The organism is Euryhalocaulis sp. (genome assembly GCF_013911995.1).
Classification (GTDB): Bacteria; Pseudomonadota; Alphaproteobacteria; order Caulobacterales; family Maricaulaceae; genus Euryhalocaulis; species Euryhalocaulis caribicus.
Genome location: NZ_JACESD010000034.1, coordinates 1 through 18,014 on the forward strand (window position 1 = coordinate 1; position 18,014 = coordinate 18,014).

22 protein-coding genes are annotated in these 18,014 nt (G+C 64.7%); 12 read left to right on the forward strand and 10 right to left on the reverse strand.

Annotated elements, in window-relative coordinates; all coding sequences use genetic code 11:
- The coding region (locus H2040_RS09730; protein ID WP_287157093.1) for an ArnT family glycosyltransferase at window positions 1-927 on the reverse strand (927 nt) is incomplete at its 3' end.
- A 5-nt stretch (window positions 928-932) separates the two neighbouring features.
- Window positions 933-1,676, reverse strand: a complete 744-nt coding sequence (locus H2040_RS09735; RefSeq protein WP_287157094.1) for a glycosyltransferase family 2 protein — start codon at window positions 1,674-1,676, stop codon at window positions 933-935.
- A 57-nt stretch (window positions 1,677-1,733) separates the two neighbouring features.
- On the opposite strand from H2040_RS09735, the gene trmD reads away from it, so the two are divergent.
- The 8 genes from trmD (at window position 1,734) to H2040_RS09775 (ending at window position 7,696) form a co-directional block, all read left to right on the forward strand.
- Window positions 1,734-2,441 carry a tRNA (guanosine(37)-N1)-methyltransferase TrmD gene (gene trmD, locus H2040_RS09740; RefSeq protein WP_022698655.1) on the forward strand — a complete coding sequence of 236 codons (708 nt, stop codon included), beginning with the start codon at window positions 1,734-1,736 and terminating at the stop codon, window positions 2,439-2,441.
- Window positions 2,438-2,866, forward strand: coding sequence for a 50S ribosomal protein L19 (gene rplS / locus H2040_RS09745; protein ID WP_027068506.1), 429 nt, complete (start codon window positions 2,438-2,440; stop codon window positions 2,864-2,866). The genes trmD and rplS overlap by 4 nt, the downstream gene beginning before the upstream one ends.
- Window positions 2,867-3,233: 367 nt before the next feature.
- Complete coding sequence (locus H2040_RS09750) at window positions 3,234-4,547, forward strand: mechanosensitive ion channel (protein WP_022699435.1); 1,314 nt, start codon at window positions 3,234-3,236, stop codon at window positions 4,545-4,547.
- Between the two features lie 38 nt (window positions 4,548-4,585).
- Window positions 4,586-5,011, forward strand: coding sequence for a BLUF domain-containing protein (locus tag H2040_RS09755; RefSeq protein ID WP_287157095.1), 426 nt, complete (start codon window positions 4,586-4,588; stop codon window positions 5,009-5,011).
- A 33-nt stretch (window positions 5,012-5,044) separates the two neighbouring features.
- Entirely contained in the window at window positions 5,045-5,359 is a 315-nt protein-coding gene (locus H2040_RS09760; protein WP_287157096.1) for a hypothetical protein, read from the forward strand.
- A gap of 90 nt (window positions 5,360-5,449) precedes the next feature.
- On the forward strand, window positions 5,450-5,944 hold the full coding sequence (locus H2040_RS09765; RefSeq protein ID WP_022699432.1) for a YciE/YciF ferroxidase family protein: 495 nt from the start codon (window positions 5,450-5,452) through the stop codon (window positions 5,942-5,944).
- A gap of 131 nt (window positions 5,945-6,075) precedes the next feature.
- Window positions 6,076-7,095: an aspartate-semialdehyde dehydrogenase gene (locus tag H2040_RS09770; RefSeq protein ID WP_022699431.1), complete on the forward strand. Its 1,020-nt coding sequence runs from the start codon at window positions 6,076-6,078 to the stop codon at window positions 7,093-7,095.
- A gap of 106 nt (window positions 7,096-7,201) precedes the next feature.
- Window positions 7,202-7,696 (forward strand): GAF domain-containing protein, encoded by a 495-nt coding sequence (locus tag H2040_RS09775; RefSeq protein ID WP_287157099.1) that lies wholly within the window; start codon window positions 7,202-7,204, stop codon window positions 7,694-7,696.
- 11 nt (window positions 7,697-7,707) lie between these two features.
- Here the strand turns inward: H2040_RS09775 and H2040_RS09780 are convergent, their stop codons facing one another.
- Window positions 7,708-8,892: an acyltransferase family protein gene (locus tag H2040_RS09780; protein ID WP_287157101.1), complete on the reverse strand. Its 1,185-nt coding sequence runs from the start codon at window positions 8,890-8,892 to the stop codon at window positions 7,708-7,710.
- A 179-nt stretch (window positions 8,893-9,071) separates the two neighbouring features.
- Between H2040_RS09780 and H2040_RS09785 the strand changes: the two genes are divergently transcribed.
- Both H2040_RS09785 and rarD read left to right on the forward strand, forming a co-directional pair.
- Entirely contained in the window at window positions 9,072-9,920 is an 849-nt protein-coding gene (locus H2040_RS09785; protein WP_287157103.1) for a LytTR family DNA-binding domain-containing protein, read from the forward strand.
- Between the two features lie 80 nt (window positions 9,921-10,000).
- Window positions 10,001-10,930, forward strand: a complete 930-nt coding sequence (gene rarD / locus H2040_RS09790; protein ID WP_287157105.1) for an EamA family transporter RarD — start codon at window positions 10,001-10,003, stop codon at window positions 10,928-10,930.
- Between the two features lie 214 nt (window positions 10,931-11,144).
- Here rarD and pheT read toward each other — a convergent pair whose 3' ends face one another.
- The 7 genes from pheT to H2040_RS09820 all read right to left on the reverse strand — a co-directional run bounded on the left by pheT (window position 11,145) and on the right by H2040_RS09820 (window position 17,244).
- Window positions 11,145-13,532, reverse strand: coding sequence for a phenylalanine--tRNA ligase subunit beta (gene pheT / locus H2040_RS09795; RefSeq protein WP_287157106.1), 2,388 nt, complete (start codon window positions 13,530-13,532; stop codon window positions 11,145-11,147).
- Complete coding sequence (locus tag H2040_RS09800; RefSeq protein ID WP_287157108.1) at window positions 13,529-14,140, reverse strand: DUF8453 domain-containing protein; 612 nt, start codon at window positions 14,138-14,140, stop codon at window positions 13,529-13,531. Before H2040_RS09800 ends, pheT begins: the two co-directional genes overlap by 4 nt.
- Window position 14,141: 1 nt before the next feature.
- Window positions 14,142-15,215: a phenylalanine--tRNA ligase subunit alpha gene (pheS, locus tag H2040_RS09805; RefSeq protein WP_287157110.1), complete on the reverse strand. Its 1,074-nt coding sequence runs from the start codon at window positions 15,213-15,215 to the stop codon at window positions 14,142-14,144.
- Window positions 15,216-15,255: 40 nt separating this feature from the next.
- The gene (locus H2040_RS14315; RefSeq protein ID WP_081639604.1) at window positions 15,256-15,435 is read right to left on the reverse strand and encodes a DUF1272 domain-containing protein; all 180 of its coding nucleotides are present in this window, start codon (window positions 15,433-15,435) and stop codon (window positions 15,256-15,258) included.
- A gap of 12 nt (window positions 15,436-15,447) precedes the next feature.
- Entirely contained in the window at window positions 15,448-15,804 is a 357-nt protein-coding gene (rplT, locus tag H2040_RS09810) for a 50S ribosomal protein L20 (protein WP_022698551.1), read from the reverse strand.
- Between the two features lie 48 nt (window positions 15,805-15,852).
- A complete protein-coding gene (gene rpmI / locus H2040_RS09815) occupies window positions 15,853-16,053 on the reverse strand; it encodes a 50S ribosomal protein L35 (RefSeq protein ID WP_022698550.1) in 201 nt (66 codons plus the stop codon).
- A gap of 114 nt (window positions 16,054-16,167) precedes the next feature.
- A complete protein-coding gene (locus H2040_RS09820; protein WP_022698549.1) occupies window positions 16,168-17,244 on the reverse strand; it encodes an acyltransferase family protein in 1,077 nt (358 codons plus the stop codon).
- An 88-nt stretch (window positions 17,245-17,332) separates the two neighbouring features.
- On the opposite strand from H2040_RS09820, the gene H2040_RS09825 reads away from it, so the two are divergent.
- The gene (locus tag H2040_RS09825) at window positions 17,333-17,614 is read left to right on the forward strand and encodes a metal-sensitive transcriptional regulator (RefSeq protein ID WP_287157114.1); all 282 of its coding nucleotides are present in this window, start codon (window positions 17,333-17,335) and stop codon (window positions 17,612-17,614) included.
- The gene (locus H2040_RS09830) at window positions 17,614-17,985 is read left to right on the forward strand and encodes a hypothetical protein (protein WP_287157116.1); all 372 of its coding nucleotides are present in this window, start codon (window positions 17,614-17,616) and stop codon (window positions 17,983-17,985) included. The genes H2040_RS09825 and H2040_RS09830 overlap by 1 nt, the downstream gene beginning before the upstream one ends.
- The last annotated feature ends 29 nt before the right edge of the window (window positions 17,986-18,014 follow it).

An 18,014-nucleotide genomic window follows, 5' to 3' on the forward strand; every position in this document is an offset into this window, starting at 1 on the left:
CACCCCGGCCAGCGCCAGTCCCGCCCCGGCCGCGACAGCGATTAGCAGGAGCCGCCGCCACGCGGCGCGCGACCCCTCCCGCTTTCCGCGCCGCAGGGTCTGCGGGAACAGGACCAGGAATACGGGCAGAAGCGGACAGGCGGCCAGGAACAGCGCCCAGATCAGGCTGCCCGTCCCGGCGGCCCAGCCGACGAGAAAGTTCTGCGGGTCGGCGCCCACGACATCGCTGGTCAGCGCCGCGAAGGAATGGCCGGACTGCGCGCTCCATCCCAGATAGGGCGCGACAATCAGCAGCCCCAGCAACAGCGACACGCCCAGCCGGATCGGGTTGATGCGGGCGCGCAAATAGGGCGTCAGGGCGAGGCCCAGAAGCAGGCCCGCCGGGGCCAGCAGGAAGGCGTATTTGGAAAGCGCGCCGAGCCCCAGCGTGACGCCGAAATAGACCCAGTCGCTCCAGCCGCCGCGCTGCACCGCGCGCACGAAAGCGTGCAGGTTCGCGAACACCAGCACGGTCATCAGCACCGAATGGGTCAGGTCGATATGGAAGCCGGCCGCCATCACGAAGCCCAGCGCCAGTCCCGCCAGCGCCAGCGCCGCGTCCAGCCCGGAGGCGAGGATGCGCCGCGCCGCGAAATAAAAGGCCGAGAGGCCGCCTGCCAGAAGAATGTATTTCACCGCGTGGAAGGACCAGCGATGCAGGCCGAACACATCCTCCACCCCGGCATAGATCCAGGTCATCAGCGGCGGATGGCGGAAGCGGTAGCCCATGCGCCAGACTTCCGAGAGGAGAACCTGCTCGGCCTCGTCCAGCGTGTAAATCGGCGACAGGCCCAGCCGGATCAGATAGTGGATCAGGCAATAGGCGGCGATCATCAAAAGGATCGCCTTGGGCGCAATCAGGCGTCCGGCAAGCGCGCGGCGGTCCATGAAGCCTACTCCCTGACCCGCCCGTAACGACCGCGCCGCACCAGCCACATCATGCCCAGCAGGTCGGCGATCCCGGCACCCAGCCGGCCGAAGAAACCGTATTTGGAGACCCCGGCGCCGCGCGGCCGGTCATTCACCGGCGTCTCGATCACCGTGTATCCGGCGCGTTTGACCAGGGCCGGCAGGAAGCGGTGCATCCCCCCGAAATAGGCCAGATCCCGCGCCGCCTCCGCCTTGATCAGCTTGAAGCCGCAGCCCGTATCGGTGGAGTCGTCGCGCAGGGCGGCGCGGCGGATGCCGTTCGCCAGGCGGGAGGACAGCCATTTCACCCCGCCATCATTGCGCGTGCGCCGCCGCCCGGCAATCAGGCCCAGTTCCGGGTCCGCGCCGGGGGCGATGATCTCGTCCCACAGGCGGCGGGTGTCGGCGGGGTCGTTCTGGCCGTCGCCGTCCAGCAACTGGATCCAGCGCCCGCGCGCCGCCTTGAACCCGGTCCAGAGCGCCGCGCTCTTGCCTGCGCGCTGCTCATGCTGGAGGAGCTTTCCGTCTGCAATCTCCGCCAGCGCCGCGCGCGCTTCCTCCGCGCTGTCATCGGCGGACCCGTCATCGACATAGATCAGCTCGAAAGACGGCCCGCCCTCCAGAACCTGCGCGATCTCCCGCGTGAGCGCGGCGATGTTTCCCGCCTCGTTATAGAGCGGGACCAGCACGGTCAGGTCGGGGCGCGCGTCGGGCGGGGCGTCTTGCATGTATCGGCGATAGCCTGCGCCCTTGCGCCCGGTCAATCGCCAAGGATAAGGGAGACCATGGAAAAACCATGGACAGCCACCGTTCTGACGCTGTTTCCGGACCTCTTTCCGGGGGTGCTGGGGGGCAGTGTTATAGGAACTGCATTGAATCGGGGTCTGTGGCGGCTAGAGTCTGTGGACATCCGGGATTTTTCCAAGCATAAGCACCGATCTGTCGACGACACGCCGGCGGGAGGCGGGCCAGGAATGGTCTTCCGGCCCGAGGTTGCGGCGGCGGCGATAGATGCGGCGAGGTCTGATGACCGGCCGCTGGTTTATCTGAGCCCGCGGGGACAACGCTTCGATCAGTCCATGGCTAAGGACTGGGCGGGCGGTTCCGGCGTGGTTTTGTTTTGCGGGCGCTTCGAAGGTCTGGACGAACGGGTCATCGAAGCGCGCGACATGCTGGAGGTCAGCCTCGGCGATTTCGTGCTCGCCGGCGGTGAAGCGGCGGCGCAGGCGATGATCGAGTCCTGCGTCAGGCTTCTGCCGGGGGTGCTGGGAGAGGCCGGATCCGCCAGCGAAGAGAGTTTCGAGGACGGTCTCCTTGAATATCCGCACTATACGCGTCCGCGCGTGTGGGAGGATCGGGAGATACCGGACGTGCTTTTGAGCGGGGATCACGGGGCAATCGCCCGGTGGCGTCGCGAAAAGGCGTTGGAATTGACGAAGGCGCGCCGCCCGGACCTGTTGGGCGGTCATGGCGCGAAGGAGGACGAGCGATGAATGTGATCGAGCAGCTCGAAAAAGAGGAAGCCGCGCGCGTTCTGGGCGGCAAGACCATCCCCGATTTTTCCGCCGGCGACACGGTGACGGTCGGCGTGTGGATCCGCGAAGGCGAACGCCAGCGCGTGCAGCGTTTCGAAGGCGTGTGCATCGCCCGTAACGGCGGCGGCCTGAACGAGAGCTTCACGGTCCGCAAGCTGTCCTTCGGCGAAGGCGTCGAGCGCGTCTTCCCGCTCTATTCCCCGATGATCGAATCCATCGAGGTGAAGCGGAAGGGCAAGGTTCGCCGCGCCAAGCTGTATTATCTGCGCAATCTGCGCGGCAAGAAGGCCCGGATCACCGAGCGCACGACCGGCCGCGCCGACAGCGAAGGCATCGTGGGCGAAGCCCCGGCCGCCGCGCCCGAGGAAACGGCCGCGAAATAAGCCGCGCCTCACAAGCGATTACAGAAAAGCCCGCCCGGTTCGCCGCGGCGGGCTTTTTGTTTTAAGCCCGCCGCGGGCCGGAATGATCACCCTCTCCCCTTTGAAGGGGAGAGGGTTTGAGCGCCCAATCTGCGATTGGCTACGCGAAAGGGTGAGGGGATGGGTTGAACCAGATTGCCTGGTCCTGCGAGCCGCCCCCTCACCCATTCAGTCATCTAAATCCTTTCAGGATTTCGGACTTCATTGCCCTCTCCCCCTCTAAGGGGCGAGGGGACTTTTCGTCCGCCGCCTCAGCCTGTTTGACGGCTTGCGCTGCTTGGCCGCATGATTCCCCCAAGGCTTGAAACGGCAGGGGGTGATTCGGACCATGGATTTCTCATCGATCGGCGAGGAAATCGAGGCGGCGACACGGGTTGTCATCGACTATATGCCGAACCTCCTGACCGCCGCATTGATCGCCGTGGTGGCTTTTGCCGTGGCCAAGGCGGCGGGGTTCCTGTCGCGCAAGGCCATCGAGGCGACCCCGGTCGGGCGCAAGGCCAAGGATGACGCGGCGCGGTCCCGCCGACCGGTCCTGACGCTGGGCCACTCGCTTGGCTCGGCCGTTTTCTGGGTCGTGTTCCTGCTGTTCATCCCGGCCTTCCTGAACGCGCTGGGGTTCGAGGAATCGCTGGAGCCGCTGGAAAACATGCTGGCCAGCATCTGGGCCTTCCTGCCCAACGTGATCGGGGCCATCCTGATCGTGCTGGTGGGCTGGCTGATCGCCGCGGTGGCCCGCCGCGCCGTCACCGGCATTCTGGCCGCCGCGCCCATCGACCGCGCCGCAGACCGGGTTGGCCTGGGCGATGTTATCAACGGCCTGGCCGTGGCGCGGGCTGCGGGCATCATCATTTTCGCCCTGATCCTGATCCCGGCCGCCATTGCCGGCCTGGATCAGCTGGACATCCGCTCGGTCTCCGAACCCTCCGCCCAGATACTGCAGGACATGCTGGACGCCATTCCGCGCCTGATCGCGGCCGCGCTGATCCTGTTCGTGGCCTATCTGATCGGCCAGGGCGTGCGCTCCATCCTGCTGGCGCTGCTGATGTCCATTGGGTTTGACCGGATCTGGAGCGCGCTGGAAACCGACACCCGCAAGGCGGCGGAGGAAGCGGCCCCGGAAGCGCTGGTCGAGCAGAAGGACTATTCCGACGATCCGGAATCGGCCATCGCCGAATATTCCGGCGCCGAGGCCGGTCCGCCCTCCCCCAGTCATATCGTGGCGAACATCGTGCTGGTCGCCATCGTCATCTTCGGCGCGGTGCAGGCGGCGGAAATCCTGAACTTCGCCATCATCTCCGCCTGGCTGGCGCGGGTGCTGGAGATTGGCGGAAACATCCTGTTCGGGGCCAGCATCATTCTGGTCGGCCTGTTCATCGCCCGCTTTGTCGCCGCGCTGGTGGCCGAAAGCGGCGGACCGCGGGCGGAGCTGACGGCCACCGTCACCCGCTATGGCGTCTCGCTTCTGGCGGTGGTGATCGGCCTGACCCAGATGGGGCTGGGCGACAATATCGTTCGCTGGGGCTTCCTGATCGTGCTGGCGGGCATCAGCCTGGCCTTCGGAATCGCCTTCGGCGTCGGCGGGCGGGAAGCCGCGGCCCGGCTGCTCAAGCGGCTGCAGGACGACTCTGAAACACGATAGCTATTGCCCCGCCGCTGGCCGCGACTAAATCGTCAGACATGATACAGTTGATCTATGCCAGCGCCGCCGCTGAGGGACTGGGGCAGGACGATATCGGCCAGATTCTCGAAGCCTCGCGCCGCAATAACAGGACTGCGGGCCTCACCGGGGTTCTGCTTAATCTGGACCAGTCCTTCCTGCAGGTCCTGGAGGGCGAGGCGGAAGCCGTCCACGCCATATTCACGCGGATCAGGCGCGATCCCCGCCACGCCAGAGTGACGCCCTATCCTGAAATCCCGATCCAAAAGCGCAGCTTTGGCGATTGGTCCATGGGATATGACGCGCTGGGCCCGGACGCCGAGGGCGCGGATTCGGTCTTCAAGCTCACCCGTAACGCGCTGGACGAAAAACTGACTCACGAGGAAAGCGTGATGGCCAAGACCGTGATCGACACGTTCTTCAAGGTGAACCGCGTAGAGCGGTGAACAGACCCCGCTTCCCTTGATATAATCCCCGCCATGTCACGCCGACCCGGATTTCTTCGCCGTTCGGTCCAGAACGAACAACGCCGCCGCGCCCAGCAACGCGATGCGGACCGCGCGGCCGGCGCGGCCTTTCGCTGGGCCGCCATCGGCGTGGCGATCCTTATGGTGCTGGCCCTGACGGTCGGGTTTGGCGGCAACATGGCGCTGACAGAACGTCTCGCCGCCTGGGCGTTTCTGGGGCAGCCGGTCCTGTTTGGCCTGTCCTGGGTTGATATCGCCGCCATACTGGGCGTCATCGCGGTGGCCGCCCTTTTCCTTTATCGCGACTGGCGGCGCGCGCGCGACTGAGTCCGGGGCGCCGCCAAGGCGGAACAAGCGTCTTTCCACGTCCGTTTCTTCTCATGCGCGATGACGCGCCAAAAAGAAGGAAACGGACAGATGACCATGCGGACCCTCGAAGATCTCTATATCGACCAGATCAAGGATATGTGGAGCGCCAACCGCCAGATGGCGGACGTGATCCCGGAACTGATCGAGAGCGCGCATGACGAGGAGCTGAAAGCCTCCCTCAAACGCTCGCAGAAAGGCATCGACGCGCATACGCGCGATCTGGCGGAGCTGTGCGAACGCCACGGCGCCAAGCCCGGCGGCGAACATTGCAAGGGCATGGAAGGCCTGGTCAGCGAAGTGCGCAAGCACGCCATTGAACTGGACGCCGACCGCGACGTTCAGGACGCCTCCATCATCACCCAGTTCCAGCGCATGAGCCATTACGGCATCGCCGGCTTCGGCACGGCGAAAGCCTTCGCCAAGCGCCTGAAATTCAATGATGACGCAAAGACGCTCGATAAGGATCTCGACAGCATTTATGGCTGCGACTCCTACTTCACCAAGCTGGCGATCACCGACGTGAACAAGGACGCCGCCGCCTGACGCGCGCGCCCTTTTAGAAACGCCACTGAAGGCCGGTTCGTGCTGCCGCGTGGACCGGCCTTTTGCATCTGCGAACGCAAGGCCATATAGCGGACCTCTCAGTTTACCCGCGTTTGCACGGAGCCAACCTCATGGGCGTCAAGGTCGCCGTTCTCGGCGCGACAGGAAATGTCGGCCGCGAAATCCTCACCATTCTCGAAGAGCGCCTGTTCGACGCGGACGAAGTGTTCGCGCTGGCCAGCCGTGAATCCATCGGCCGCGAAGTCTCCTATGGCGAAAAGGACCTGAAGGTCCGCGACGCCGACACGTTCGATTTTTCCGATGTCGACGTGGTGCTGATGTCCGCCGGCTCGGCCGCGTCGGAGAAGTATGGCCGCAAGGCCGCCGAGGCCGGGGCGCTGGTCATCGACAACTCCTCCTATTTCCGGATGGAGGACGATGTCCCGCTGATCGTGCCGGAAGTGAACCCGGACGCCATTGAGGATGCCCGCGACTCCCTTCTGATCGCCAATCCCAACTGCTCGACCATCCAGCTCATGGTGGCGCTGAAGCCCCTGCATGAGGAAGCCAAGATCAAGCGCGTCGTCGCCTCCACCTACCAGTCGGTGTCCGGCGCCGGGCGCGGGGCGATGGATGAGCTGTGGCTCCAGACCAAGGGCATCTATGTCAACGATCCGCCCACGCCCGAACAATTCTCCAAACAGATCGCCTTCAACGTGATCCCGCAGATCGACGTCTTCATGGATGACGGCGACACGAAGGAGGAATGGAAGATGCGGGTCGAGACCAAGAAAATCCTCGATCCGGCGATCGAGCTGACCGCCACCTGCGTCCGCGTGCCGGTCTTTGTCGGCCACGCCATCGCGGCGAATATCGAATTCGAAGGCGACGGCATGACGCCCGGTTCCGCCCGCAAGCTGCTGCGGGAATCCCCCGGCCTGATGATCGTCGACAAGCGGGAAGACGATGGCTACGTCACCCCGGTCGAGTCCGTGGGCGAATTCGCCGTCTTCGTCTCCCGCATCCGGCGCGACCCGACCAACCCGGCGGCGCTGAACCTCTGGGTGGTCGCAGATAATCTGCGCAAGGGCGCAGCGCTGAACGCGGTGCAGATCGCCGAACTGGCGCTGAACCGCGGCTTCTTCGACTGACCGGGCCGGCGCCCCGCCCCGGACAAAGCTATCTGTTCACCGCCGGGCAAGCTGGTATTGTGCTTTGCAATATCAGCAGCGCCGCCCAGACCAGCACGAGAAACGCATGACCTATCCCACACCGCCCGATGAGGCCGGCCGGCAAGCCGCGCTCGAGTCCTTCGGAATCCTGGATACGCCCGCCACGCCGGAATTCGACCGGCTGACCCGGCTGGCGACGGCCGCCTTCGATGCGCCTATCGCGCTCGTCTCCCTGCTCGACAAGGACCGGCAGTGGTTCAAGTCATGTATCGGCCTGCACGAAACATCGACCCCGCGCGATGTCGCGTTCTGCGCCCACGCCATCCTGTCGGACGAAGGCCTGGTTGTTCCGGACGCCAAGAAGGATAGCCGCTTTGCCAATAATCCGCTGGTGACGGGCACCCCGTTCATCCGCTTCTACGCCGGTGCGCCGCTGATTACCGATGAGGGGTACCGGCTGGGCACGTTCTGCATCATCGACAATCATGCGCGCGACGATTTATCCCGCGCCGAACGCGCCATGTTGCGGGATCTCGCGGACCTCGCCATGGAAACGATCGAGCGCGGGGCGTCCTCCTAGGCGTCTCTTTTTCAGGCTGCAACGGGCGCGGTTCGGCGCGGGCGTCGCAGCTTGAGCCCAAAGAGCGGCCGCACAAGCGGGATGCGCCGTACGGCCTCGAAGCACAGCGCGCACCCGCCCAGGGTCGCCAGCGTGACCAGCGCAAACTCGGCCGGCGCGTTCAGACCCTGCCGCGTCAGCCAGAACCCGGCCGCGACAATGATCGTCTGGTGCAGGATGTAGTAGAGGAAGACGCCTTCGGAGAGATAGGCGAGCACCGGGCCGGGCCGGTTCAGATAACGCCGGGCCAACCCCATCAGCGCCACGATGGCCCACCAGGCGTAAGCCACGCGCAGCAGGCGCGCGGGCGTCAGCAGCCAGATATTCTCATCAATCCTGTCCCAGACCATCCACACCGGCGTCAGGATGACCGCCGCACCGATGCTGAGCGCCAGCGCCGCGGGCAGCGCGCGGTCGATGGCGCGCCAGACAGCCTCATGCTTGGCGATGAAATATCCGATCATGAGGAAGGTGAAGCTGTAGGCATGGTTCGCCCAGTCCCAGACCAGGTTGTGCGTGGTCGGGAAATAGGGCGTCAGGGTGAAGCGATAGACCACGAAAAGGACCAGCGGCAGCAGCAGAACCGCCCAGGCCGGGGTCGTTAATTGTTCGAATTTGCGCGCCAACGGGCGCAAAACCGGGACCAGCGGGATCAGAATCAGCGTGTAAACGAACAGATAGACGACGTACCAGAGATGGTTCCACGTCGGGATCGTGACCGAATAATCCCCGCTTCCGATCAGATATTCCCTGTAAAACGCCCACCATCCGGGCTGGATCTCCCCGCTTTCGATCAGCTGGAAATAGGATTGCGGCGCGACAATCACGTGCATGCCGAACACGATGACGATGAAAAGCCGCAGCGACCGCGACCCCGCAAGACGCGCCAGAGCGCCCTTGTCGGTCATGAATCGCATGGCGACGCCGGATATCAGGAACAGAAGCGACAGGCGCCAGGGGTTCAGCAGCCGCATGGCCGGCTCCAGAAACGCCGAGGCGTGGACGCTTTTCACATGCCAGTCCCACGTCACGTAGAACATGCCGATATGGTAGAAGATCAGCAGACCGAACGCGATCACGCGCAACCAGTCCAGATCGTGCCGCCGCGCGGGCGCGGCCAGCTGGCGTGAAGCGGACGAAAAATCAGAAACAGACATGAGCGCACCCTTCTTCCGGAACGTGTCGGGCCGAATGTCCGGCCAATGAGGACCGTTTGCGCCGGAAAAGGGATGAATGCCGGGTCCGCGCCGTGAAATGCGTCATTCCGGGGATAAACGGCGGCCTGCGGGGACGGGCGGGGCTTCGCAAACAGGGCCGGACGGTAAAGAATGCCCTCATGTTTGACCGGCAATGGAAACGCGAACGCGATGTCGAGGCGCAGGCGGACTGGCGGTCCTTCTGGGCCATCGTCATAATCACCGCCGGTTATGCCGTGGTGAATATCACCTCCCGCATGACCGAGCTGGAGCGTAGCGGAAACACGGCGCTGGGGCTGGCAGATATTCTGATCTTCGAAGGCGGAAGCGGCTTCATATTCATCGCCCTGACCCCGGTCCTGATCTGGCTGACCCGTCTGATACCGTTGACGGCGGACACCTGGCGCTGGGCGCTTCCGGCCTATGTGGCGCTCAGCGTTCCCCTTTCAGGCGCGCACATCGTGGTCATGGTCTGGATCCGGAAAGCGGCCTTCGCAATACGGGGCGAATTTTATCGCTTCTCGGACAATCTTCCGCGCGACATTTTCTATGAATACCGCAAGGACCTGCTGTCTCTGGCGCTGATTGTCATGGTCATTCAGGTTAGCCGCGAACTCGCGCTCCGCCGGAGGGAGGCCGCCGCGGCGCGCGAGGATGCGCGGCGGGACAAGCGCCTGACCCTGAAATGCGGCGGGCGCACGATCTGGATGGCGGCGGAGGACCTGATCGCGGCCAAGGCGGCGGGCAACTATGTGGAAATCAAGACCGAAACGGGCGAGCACCTGGCCCGGACCACGCTGGGCGCGCTGGAGCGGCAACTGGACGAGGCGGGCATTCGCGCGGCGCGTGTGCATCGCTCCTACCTCGTCAATCTGGACAAGATTCTGGAGGCCGCGCCCACCGGCTCCGGCGATCTTTCCATCCGCATGAAGGATGGCAGCGAGATTCCCGGCAGCCGCCGGTTCCGGGAAAAACTGGACGCGGCCTGAGCCGGTTTTCCGAAACGGTCAGCAGCCATGCCGAAATGCAGGGTGGCGGACCGACCGGCCCATGCCTAGATGAGGGCGCTATGAAAGCCGCGCCCGCCCCCACCGATCCGGCCGAATTCCGCGCAGGTCTGATCTATGCGTTCCTGACCTACACGATCTGGGGAATTTCGCCGCTTTACTGGGCGCTTTATTCCGGCCCTCCGATAGAAATCGTCGCCCATCGCGCCCTTTGGGCGGCGGTCGCGCTTGCCCCGTTCGTGCTGATCAAAGCGCCCAGCATCGCGGCGCTGTTTTCCCTGCGCCGCGTGAAATGGGCGGCCATCGGGGCCGTCCTGATTACCGCCAACTGGGGCGCGTTCATCTGGGCGGTGACCAACGGATACGTGCTTGAAGCGAGCCTTGGCTATTTCATGGGGCCGCTGATCAATGTGGCGCTGGGCATGATCTTCCTGGGCGAGCGGCTGCGCCGCGCGCAATGGGTGGCCGTGGGCCTGGCCCTGATCGGGGTTCTGATCCCGCTGGTCGCCTCTGAAAGCCTGCCGGTGATCGGCCTGTTCCTGGCAACCTCGTTTTCCTTCTATGCGCTGGTCCGCAAAAAGCTGGACGTGGACGGCAAGACCGGGCTGTTTCTGGAAGCCGCCATGGTCGCCCCGTTCGGTCTGGCGGCCGCCATCTGGTTCGAGGCGACAGGCCGCGGCACCTTCCTGGAAGCGAGCTGGCAACCCTTCCTGCTGATCTTCTCCGGCACGGTTTTCACCGCCGGGGTGCTGCTGCTGTTCAGCCTGGGCGCGCGGCGCCTGCCGCTCTCCACGCTGGGCCTGATGCAGTACATCGCCCCCACCCTGCAATTCATCATCGGCCTGGCGCAGGGCGAGGCGTTCGGCGCGGATCGCGCCGCCGCCTTCCTGTTCATCTGGAGCGGACTGGCCGTCTATACGTGGGACATGTACCTGAGCGACCGCCGCCGGCGGCGGGACCGGCGCCTGGCCGCCGCAGGTCCGCCGGGCTGAACGTATGGATGGAGATCCCTCTCCTCCGCGGGGAGGAGAGGGCTTGAGCGTCCAATCTTCGATTGGAATACGCGAAAGGGTGAGGTGGCGCGTGGGAGCGTGTGCGCCTTGTTCTGAGAACCGCCCCCTCACCCATTCAGTCAGCCAATCCTTTTAATGAAGGATCGGGACTTCATTGCCCTCTCCCCCTCACGGGGGCGAGGGCGTTTAAGAATCAGCCGCGGAGTTCCGCGCCCGTGGCCTTTTTCACCGCGGCGACGACGGCGTCCGAAACCTTGTCGATTTCCTTGTCCGACAAGGTCGCGTCGCGCGGCTGGATCGTCACTTCGATGGCCAGTGATTTCTGCCCCTCAGGCACGCCCTTGCCTTCATAGAGGTCAAAGATTCGCGCATCGGAAATCAGCTTCTTGTCCGCGCCCTTGGCCGCACGCGCCACCTGCTCGGCCGGCGTTTCGGCGTCGACCAGGAAGGCGAAATCGCGCGTCAGCGGATTGAGGTCCGATTTGTTCAGCGCGCCCTTGGACTTGGAGTCCTTCTTCTTCACCGGCGGCAGCTGATCCAGATAGCATTCGAAGGCCAGCACCCGCCCCTCGATATCCAGCGTATTGAGGACATGCGGATGAATTTCCCCGAATACGGCCAGCGTGCGGTTGCCCAGCTTCATCGCGCCCGAACGGCCCGGATGCCACCAGCCGGCGACATCCCGGTCGGTCTGCAGGTTGTCCACCGGCGCGCCGGCGGCCTGTAGCGCGGTCAGGGCGGCGGCCTTCACCGTGAAGATGTCCGGCGTCTGCGCGCCTTCCCAGTGGCGCGCGGCGTCCGCGCGCAGAGCGCCGGCGGCGATGCTCATCTGGTCTTCCGGCTTGGCGCCTTTCCAGGCCGGGCCGATTTCGGCCAGCCAGACGCCGCCCTGCCCCCGGTCCGCATTCTTCTGCAGGCCAAGGATCAGGTGCACCAGCGGGGTCGGCCGCATCGTGTCCAGTTCGGAGGAGATCGGGTTGGCGACGCGCGGGGCGTCTTCGCCATCAAACAGCGCGGCCTGATCGGCGCGGCAGAAGGACCACGTAACCGCCTCCGACCAGCCATCGGCGGCCAGCGCGCGGCGGGCGCGGCGGGCGCGCTCCGCGCCTTCGCTCAGCACCGGCTCACGATTGCCCTCCAGCCTCGGCAGCGGCGTGGCGTCCAGCTTGTCATAGCCGTGGATGCGGGCGATTTCCTCGACCAGATCGGCGTCCTGCGTCAGGTCGCGCCGCCAGGTCGGCGGCTGGACGATCGTCTCCTCGCCCATGCCGTCAATCGTGCAGCCGAGATCGGTCAGGATCTCCATTTCGCGCTTTTCGCCCAGCGTCAGACCGGTAAGGCGGCCCGGCTCCGACAAATTGAAGCGGATCGCTTCCGGCGGAGCGGGAATCTCGCCCGCGATTTCGACCTCGGAGGGTTCGCCGCCGCACAGCTCGATGACCATTTCAGTGGCCAGTTCCAGCCCGGCCTTCATGAAATGCGTGTCGACGCCGCGCGCGAAGCGGTATTGCGCGTCCGACATGATGCCCAGCTTGCGGCCGATCTTCGCAATGGCGATGGGGTCCCACAGCGCGGATTCGATCAGAACGTCCGTGGTCTCGTCCGTGCAACCGGTTTCCTCGCCGCCCATGACGCCTGCCAGAGATTCCACGCCCGCATCGTCGGCAATCACCCCGACTTCCTCGTCCAGCGCGTATTCCCGCTCGTCCAGCGCCTTGAGGGTCTCTCCCTCCAGCGCGCGGCGGATCACCAGATCGCCTTTCACCTTGGCCGCATCGAAAACATGCAGCGGGCGTCCGCGGTCATAGGTGATGAAATTGGTGATATCGACCAGCGCATTAATCGGACGCAGGCCAATCGCCTTCAGGCGCGCCTGCAGCCAGTCCGGAGACGGGCCGTTCTTCACGCCGCGCACCAGCCGCAGGCCGAAAGCCGGGCAGAAATCAGTGTCGCGGATCGCGACCTTGACCGGGCAGGGGAAGGCGCCGCTGACCGTGCGCGGCGCGCGGTCCTTCAGCTTGCCCAGTCCGGCGGCGGCCAGATCGCGGGCGATGCCCTCAATCCCCAGCCAGTCCGGGCGGTTGGGCGTCACTTCAAAATCGATCACCGGGTCGGCCATGCCCAGCGCCTCTGCGGCGGGCGTGCCGACGGGCCATTCGTCCTTCAGGTCCGCAATGCCGTCATGGTCTTCACCCGCTTCCAGCTCCTTGGTGGAGCAGAGCATGCCGTAGCTTTCGATCCCGCGGATCTTGCGCGGCTTCTTGTCCAGCGAGAAGTCGAGGCCCGGAATATACGCCCCCAGCGGCGCATAGATGCCGATCATGCCGGCGCGGGCGTTCGGCGCGCCGCAGACGATCTGCTTCATTCCGTCCACGGTTTCGACCGTGCAGATTTTCAGCTTGTCGGCGTCCGGATGCTTTTCGGCGGAGATCACCTTGGCCGTGGAGAAGGCGGCAAGGCGCGCGGCGGGATCCTCGACATCCTCGACCTCCAGACCGGCCATGGTCATCGCTTCGACGATTTCGTCGAGCGTGGCCTCGGTTTCCAGATGCTCTTTTAGCCAGCTCAGGGTGAATTTCATTGCAGGTTTTCCATTTGGTAGGCGGCGCGGCCAAATTCCTCGAACACATCGCCCTCGATCACGGGGCATGAGTCGACGGCATCGCGCCGCATATCATTGGCGGTGGCGGTCCAGCAGCGGTCAAAGACCGAGCAGTAACAGATTTCAACGTCCCAGCGGTCCCACTGGGACAGCAGTTTGGCGAGAACGGCGTCGTCCACCGCGTCCCGGTTCCAGCTCACCGAGAAGGCCTCGACGGTCTGGCCCGGCGCGACGCTGCGGCCCTCCATGGCCATCCATGAACGGTCCTCGAGATTTTCCGGCAATATGCTGATCAGAGCGCCGAGCGCCTGCGGTTCGCCATCAAGCAGAATGCTCGAATTCTCGATGAAGGCCGGGCCGACGCCATTATTCGAGACACGCAGCCCGAGACTGAACGTATCGGTCTGGGTGGAGGTGAAGGCGTCCACCTGCAGGGCGGGATAAACCTCGCCGTGCTGCTGGGCGCGCATCACGCGGCCTTGGTCCCACGCAATCACCAGCGCGGCCAGACCCACGACGATGGCGCTGATCGACCCCACCGTCTCGAACCGCATGCGCCAGTGGCGGGACGAACCGCGCGGGCTCATCTCAGCTCAGCCCCGTGGCGAGGTTCGGCTGGATCAGCGCCGGGAAGTTGTAGTGTTTCAGCCAGCGGGAGTCGGCGGCGAAGAAATCGCGCAAATCGGGCATGCCGTATTTCAGCATGGCGAGCCGGTCCACGCCGAAACCGAAGGCAAAGCCCTGATATTCCTTCGGGTCGAGGCCGCAATTGGCGATCACGTTCGGGTGCACCATCCCGCAGCCGACAATCTCCATCCAGTCCTCGCCCTGACCGATGCGGATCTCGTCGCCCGCGCGCTCATAGCGCACGTCCATCTCCGCGCTCGGCTCGGTGAAGGGGAAGTGGTGGGGGCGGAAGCGCACCTCCACGTCGCGCTCGAAATAGGCGCTGATGAACTCCATCAGGCACCCTTTGAGGTGGCCCATATTGGTGGCCTTGTCGATCACCAGCCCTTCGGTCTGGTGGAACATCGGCGTGTGCGTCTGGTCGGAATCGCAGCGATAGGTCCGGCCCTGCGCGATAATGCGGATAGGCGGCTTCTGGTTCAGCATCGTGCGGACCTGCACGGGGGACGTATGGGTGCGCAGGACCAGCGGATTGCCGTCCTTGTCCGTCTCTTCCAGGAAGAAGGTGTCGTGCGTTTCGCGCGCCGGATGATCGGGCGGGAAATTCAGCGCCGTGAAATTGTGGAAATCGTCCTCGATATCCGGGCCTTCGCGGACCACGAAACCCATTTCGGAGAAGATCACCGCGATCTCTTCCATCACCTGGCTGACCGGGTGAACGCCGCCTTGCGGACGGGGGCGGACCGGCAGGGAGACATCCGCGCGCTCGGTCGCCAGACGCTCGTTCAGGTGCGCTTCCTCAAGCGCCTGACGGCGGGCCGTGACGGCGTCTTCCAGCCTCTGGCGCAGCGCGTTCAGCGCCTGCCCGGCCTGTTTGCGCTGTTCCGGGTCCATCTGGCCCAGTTCGCGCATCATCAGGGAAACGCGGCCCTTCTTGCCGAGCGCGGCAATCCGCGCATCGTCGAGCGCGCGAAGATCCTGCGCGGCGTCTATCTCGCCGCGCAGATCGCTTTCAAGCTTGTCCAGATCGTCCATGACCCGCATCCCCGTGTTTTTCCGCGGACGAAGCGAGTCTTCAAGGCTTGCGCCGTGGCCGCGGGACCAGTTCGCCGCCGCAATTGGGGCAAACCTTGCCGTGCTTCTGTTCCGCGCAATCGGCGCAGAACGTGCACTCATAGCTGCAGATAAAGGCTGGTCCGTTCCGCTCGAGACCCGCCTGGCATGTCTGACAGGCGGGTTTCATCTCAAGCGGCATGGCGGGGCGGCCCTACTTGAGGGCCGCTTTCGCCTGGTCAGCCAGCGCCGCGAAAGCCTCCGGCTCGCGCACCGCGATATCGGCCAGGACCTTGCGGTCCAGCTCGATGCCGGCCTCTTTGAGGCCGTGCATAAACTGGCCGTACGTGATGCCGCTCAGACGCGCGGCGGCGTTGATGCGGGTGATCCAGAGGCGGCGGAACTGACGCTTGCGGACGCGCCGGTCGCGATAGCTGTACTGGGCGGCCTTTTCCACGGCCTGCTTGGCGACGCGGAAGGTGTTCTTGCGGCGGCCGTAATAGCCTTTCGCCTTGGCGATAACTTTCTTGTGGCGGGCGTGGGACGCCGGGCCGGAACTCACTCGAGCCATTCTATTGCTCCTTCAAATTCGAAATGATCTGCCGTCTACCGAAAGCGCCTAGCGCTGGTAGGGCATGAACTTCTTGACGATCTTGGCGTCGGCCGGAGCCAGCACGTCCGTGCCCCGCTTGTCGCGGATCTGCTTGGGCGTGCGCTTGATCATGCCGTGGCGTTTACCCGCCTGCGCGGCCTTGACCTTGCCATTCGCGGTGAATTTGAAGCGCTTTTTGGCGCCCGACTTCGTCTTCATCTTCGGCATTTTTGTCTCCTTGTTCGGGGACCTCCGATACGCTGTCCCGCTAGAGTTTCGCGTCGCCGGGCAATGCCGTTAATTGGCCCGGACGGACGACTGGTCTTCTCGAAAGGACCGGACTTATACGCCTGAACGGGCGAATATCAAGGCGCGGGCGCCGTTAAACACAGGCGAGACGCGGGCCGTGAGCCAGTCGGAGACGGTCTTTTTATGATTCAGCGCCGGGCGCTCTATATAGCGCCAGCTCAGCGCCGAAATGACCAGCGACACCGGCATGCCGAGCGCCAGAATGGCCAGCGGCGCGATTCCGGGCTGCGCCATCCAGACCAGCTGGAAGACCGGCCAGTGCCAGATATAGAGGCCATAGGACCAGTCTGGAATTTTCTTGAGCGCCTGCGGCCCGCCCTGTGCATAGCCCAGCCGGAACAGCAGCCAAGCGAGAACCAGATTAGCCGCGGCCTCAAAGGCGGGCGTGTTCCAGGCCAGCGCGCAGAGCACCAGCGCCCCCGCCAGCCGGGTGAACGAGAACCCGATATGGTCTCGCAAAGCAAAGATCAGCCCGCCCAGAGAGAAGGCCGCGACAAGGCGGAACATCTGCACAATGGCCGCGTGCGGGCTGCAATTGCAGAGCTGCACGACGATGAACCCGACCGTGAAGAAGGCGAAGATCAGCGCCGCGCCGCGAATGCCCCGCAAGCCGAGGAAGAAAAGCGCCGGCGCGATCAGATAGGCGATCACTTCATATCGCAGCGTCCAGAGCGGGATGGACCAGGCGATGCGCGGATGATCGGAGAAAAGCCCCGGATAGCTGCCCGAGGAATCCATGAAGACCAGGGATTTCAGTGGATAGAGCCAGCTGCCGGTCGCCCCGTCCCCGCCAATGAACAGCGTCAGAATCGCGCCCGTGACAACCAGCGCGATCAGCGCCGGATAAAGGCGCAACAGGCGCGAAACCCCGAACGGGATCAGCGCGCGCCGCCGCTCCAGACTGGAGGCGATCAGGAAGCCCGAAAGGATGAAAAACCCGTTCACCGCCATATAGCTGGGCGACAGGCCCGCAATGGCCGGTTCGTGGAACCTTTCGGCGCCAGTGACCGCAAAAGCGTGCCAGACCGCGACAACCGCCGCCAGCGTCAGGCGGATCGGAGTGAGATAATTATCCCGTCCATTCAAAGGGTTGTCGGTTCTGGCGTTCATAACGAAAGAGTCCTTTCGCAAGCCGCGCTGCAAGCGGCGTGCTAGGACTCAATTGACCGCCGCGGCCATACCCCGCTAGGGTATGTGCATGAGCGCCGATAATACCGCCGCGATCCGCAAGCGCCTGTCCCGTATCGAGGGGCAGGTCCGGGGCGTGTCCTCCATGGTCGAGGAAGGGCGCTATTGCATCGATATCGTTACCCAGATCCAGGCCGCGCGCGCGGCGCTGGACAAGGTGGAGTCGCTGGTGCTGGCCGATCACGTGGAAACCTGTGTCCAGACGGCGCTGGCTTCCGAAGATCTGGAGGAGCGCCGCGCCAAGGTGGACGAGTTGATCCGCATCCTGCCGCGCACGAAAGGCGCGGCCTGATGACCGGACGACGTGCTCTGGCCCGGCTTGCCGCGATGCTGGTTCTGGCGGCCAGTCTGGCGCTGCCCGCCGCGCCGGCGATGGCCGCGCACGACGCGCCGATGGACATGGCCTCCGCCATGATGTCCGCGACGAACGCGGAAGCCTGCCATGATGCGGAGACGCCCGCCGCTACGGATATGCAGGATTGCTGCGGCGAGGATTGCGACGGATGCGTCTGCGCCGCCTGTTTCAGCGCGCTATCGGGTCTTGTGCTCGCCTCTCCGCCCATGACCTCCCCCGCCGCCCGGCATTTACGCCGCATGGCGGCCGACACCGTGCCCCTACGCCCCGGCGGTCCGCCGGACTCGCCGCCCAAACATCACTCCTGACTTTTCGCGGCCGCGCACGCCCTGCGCGC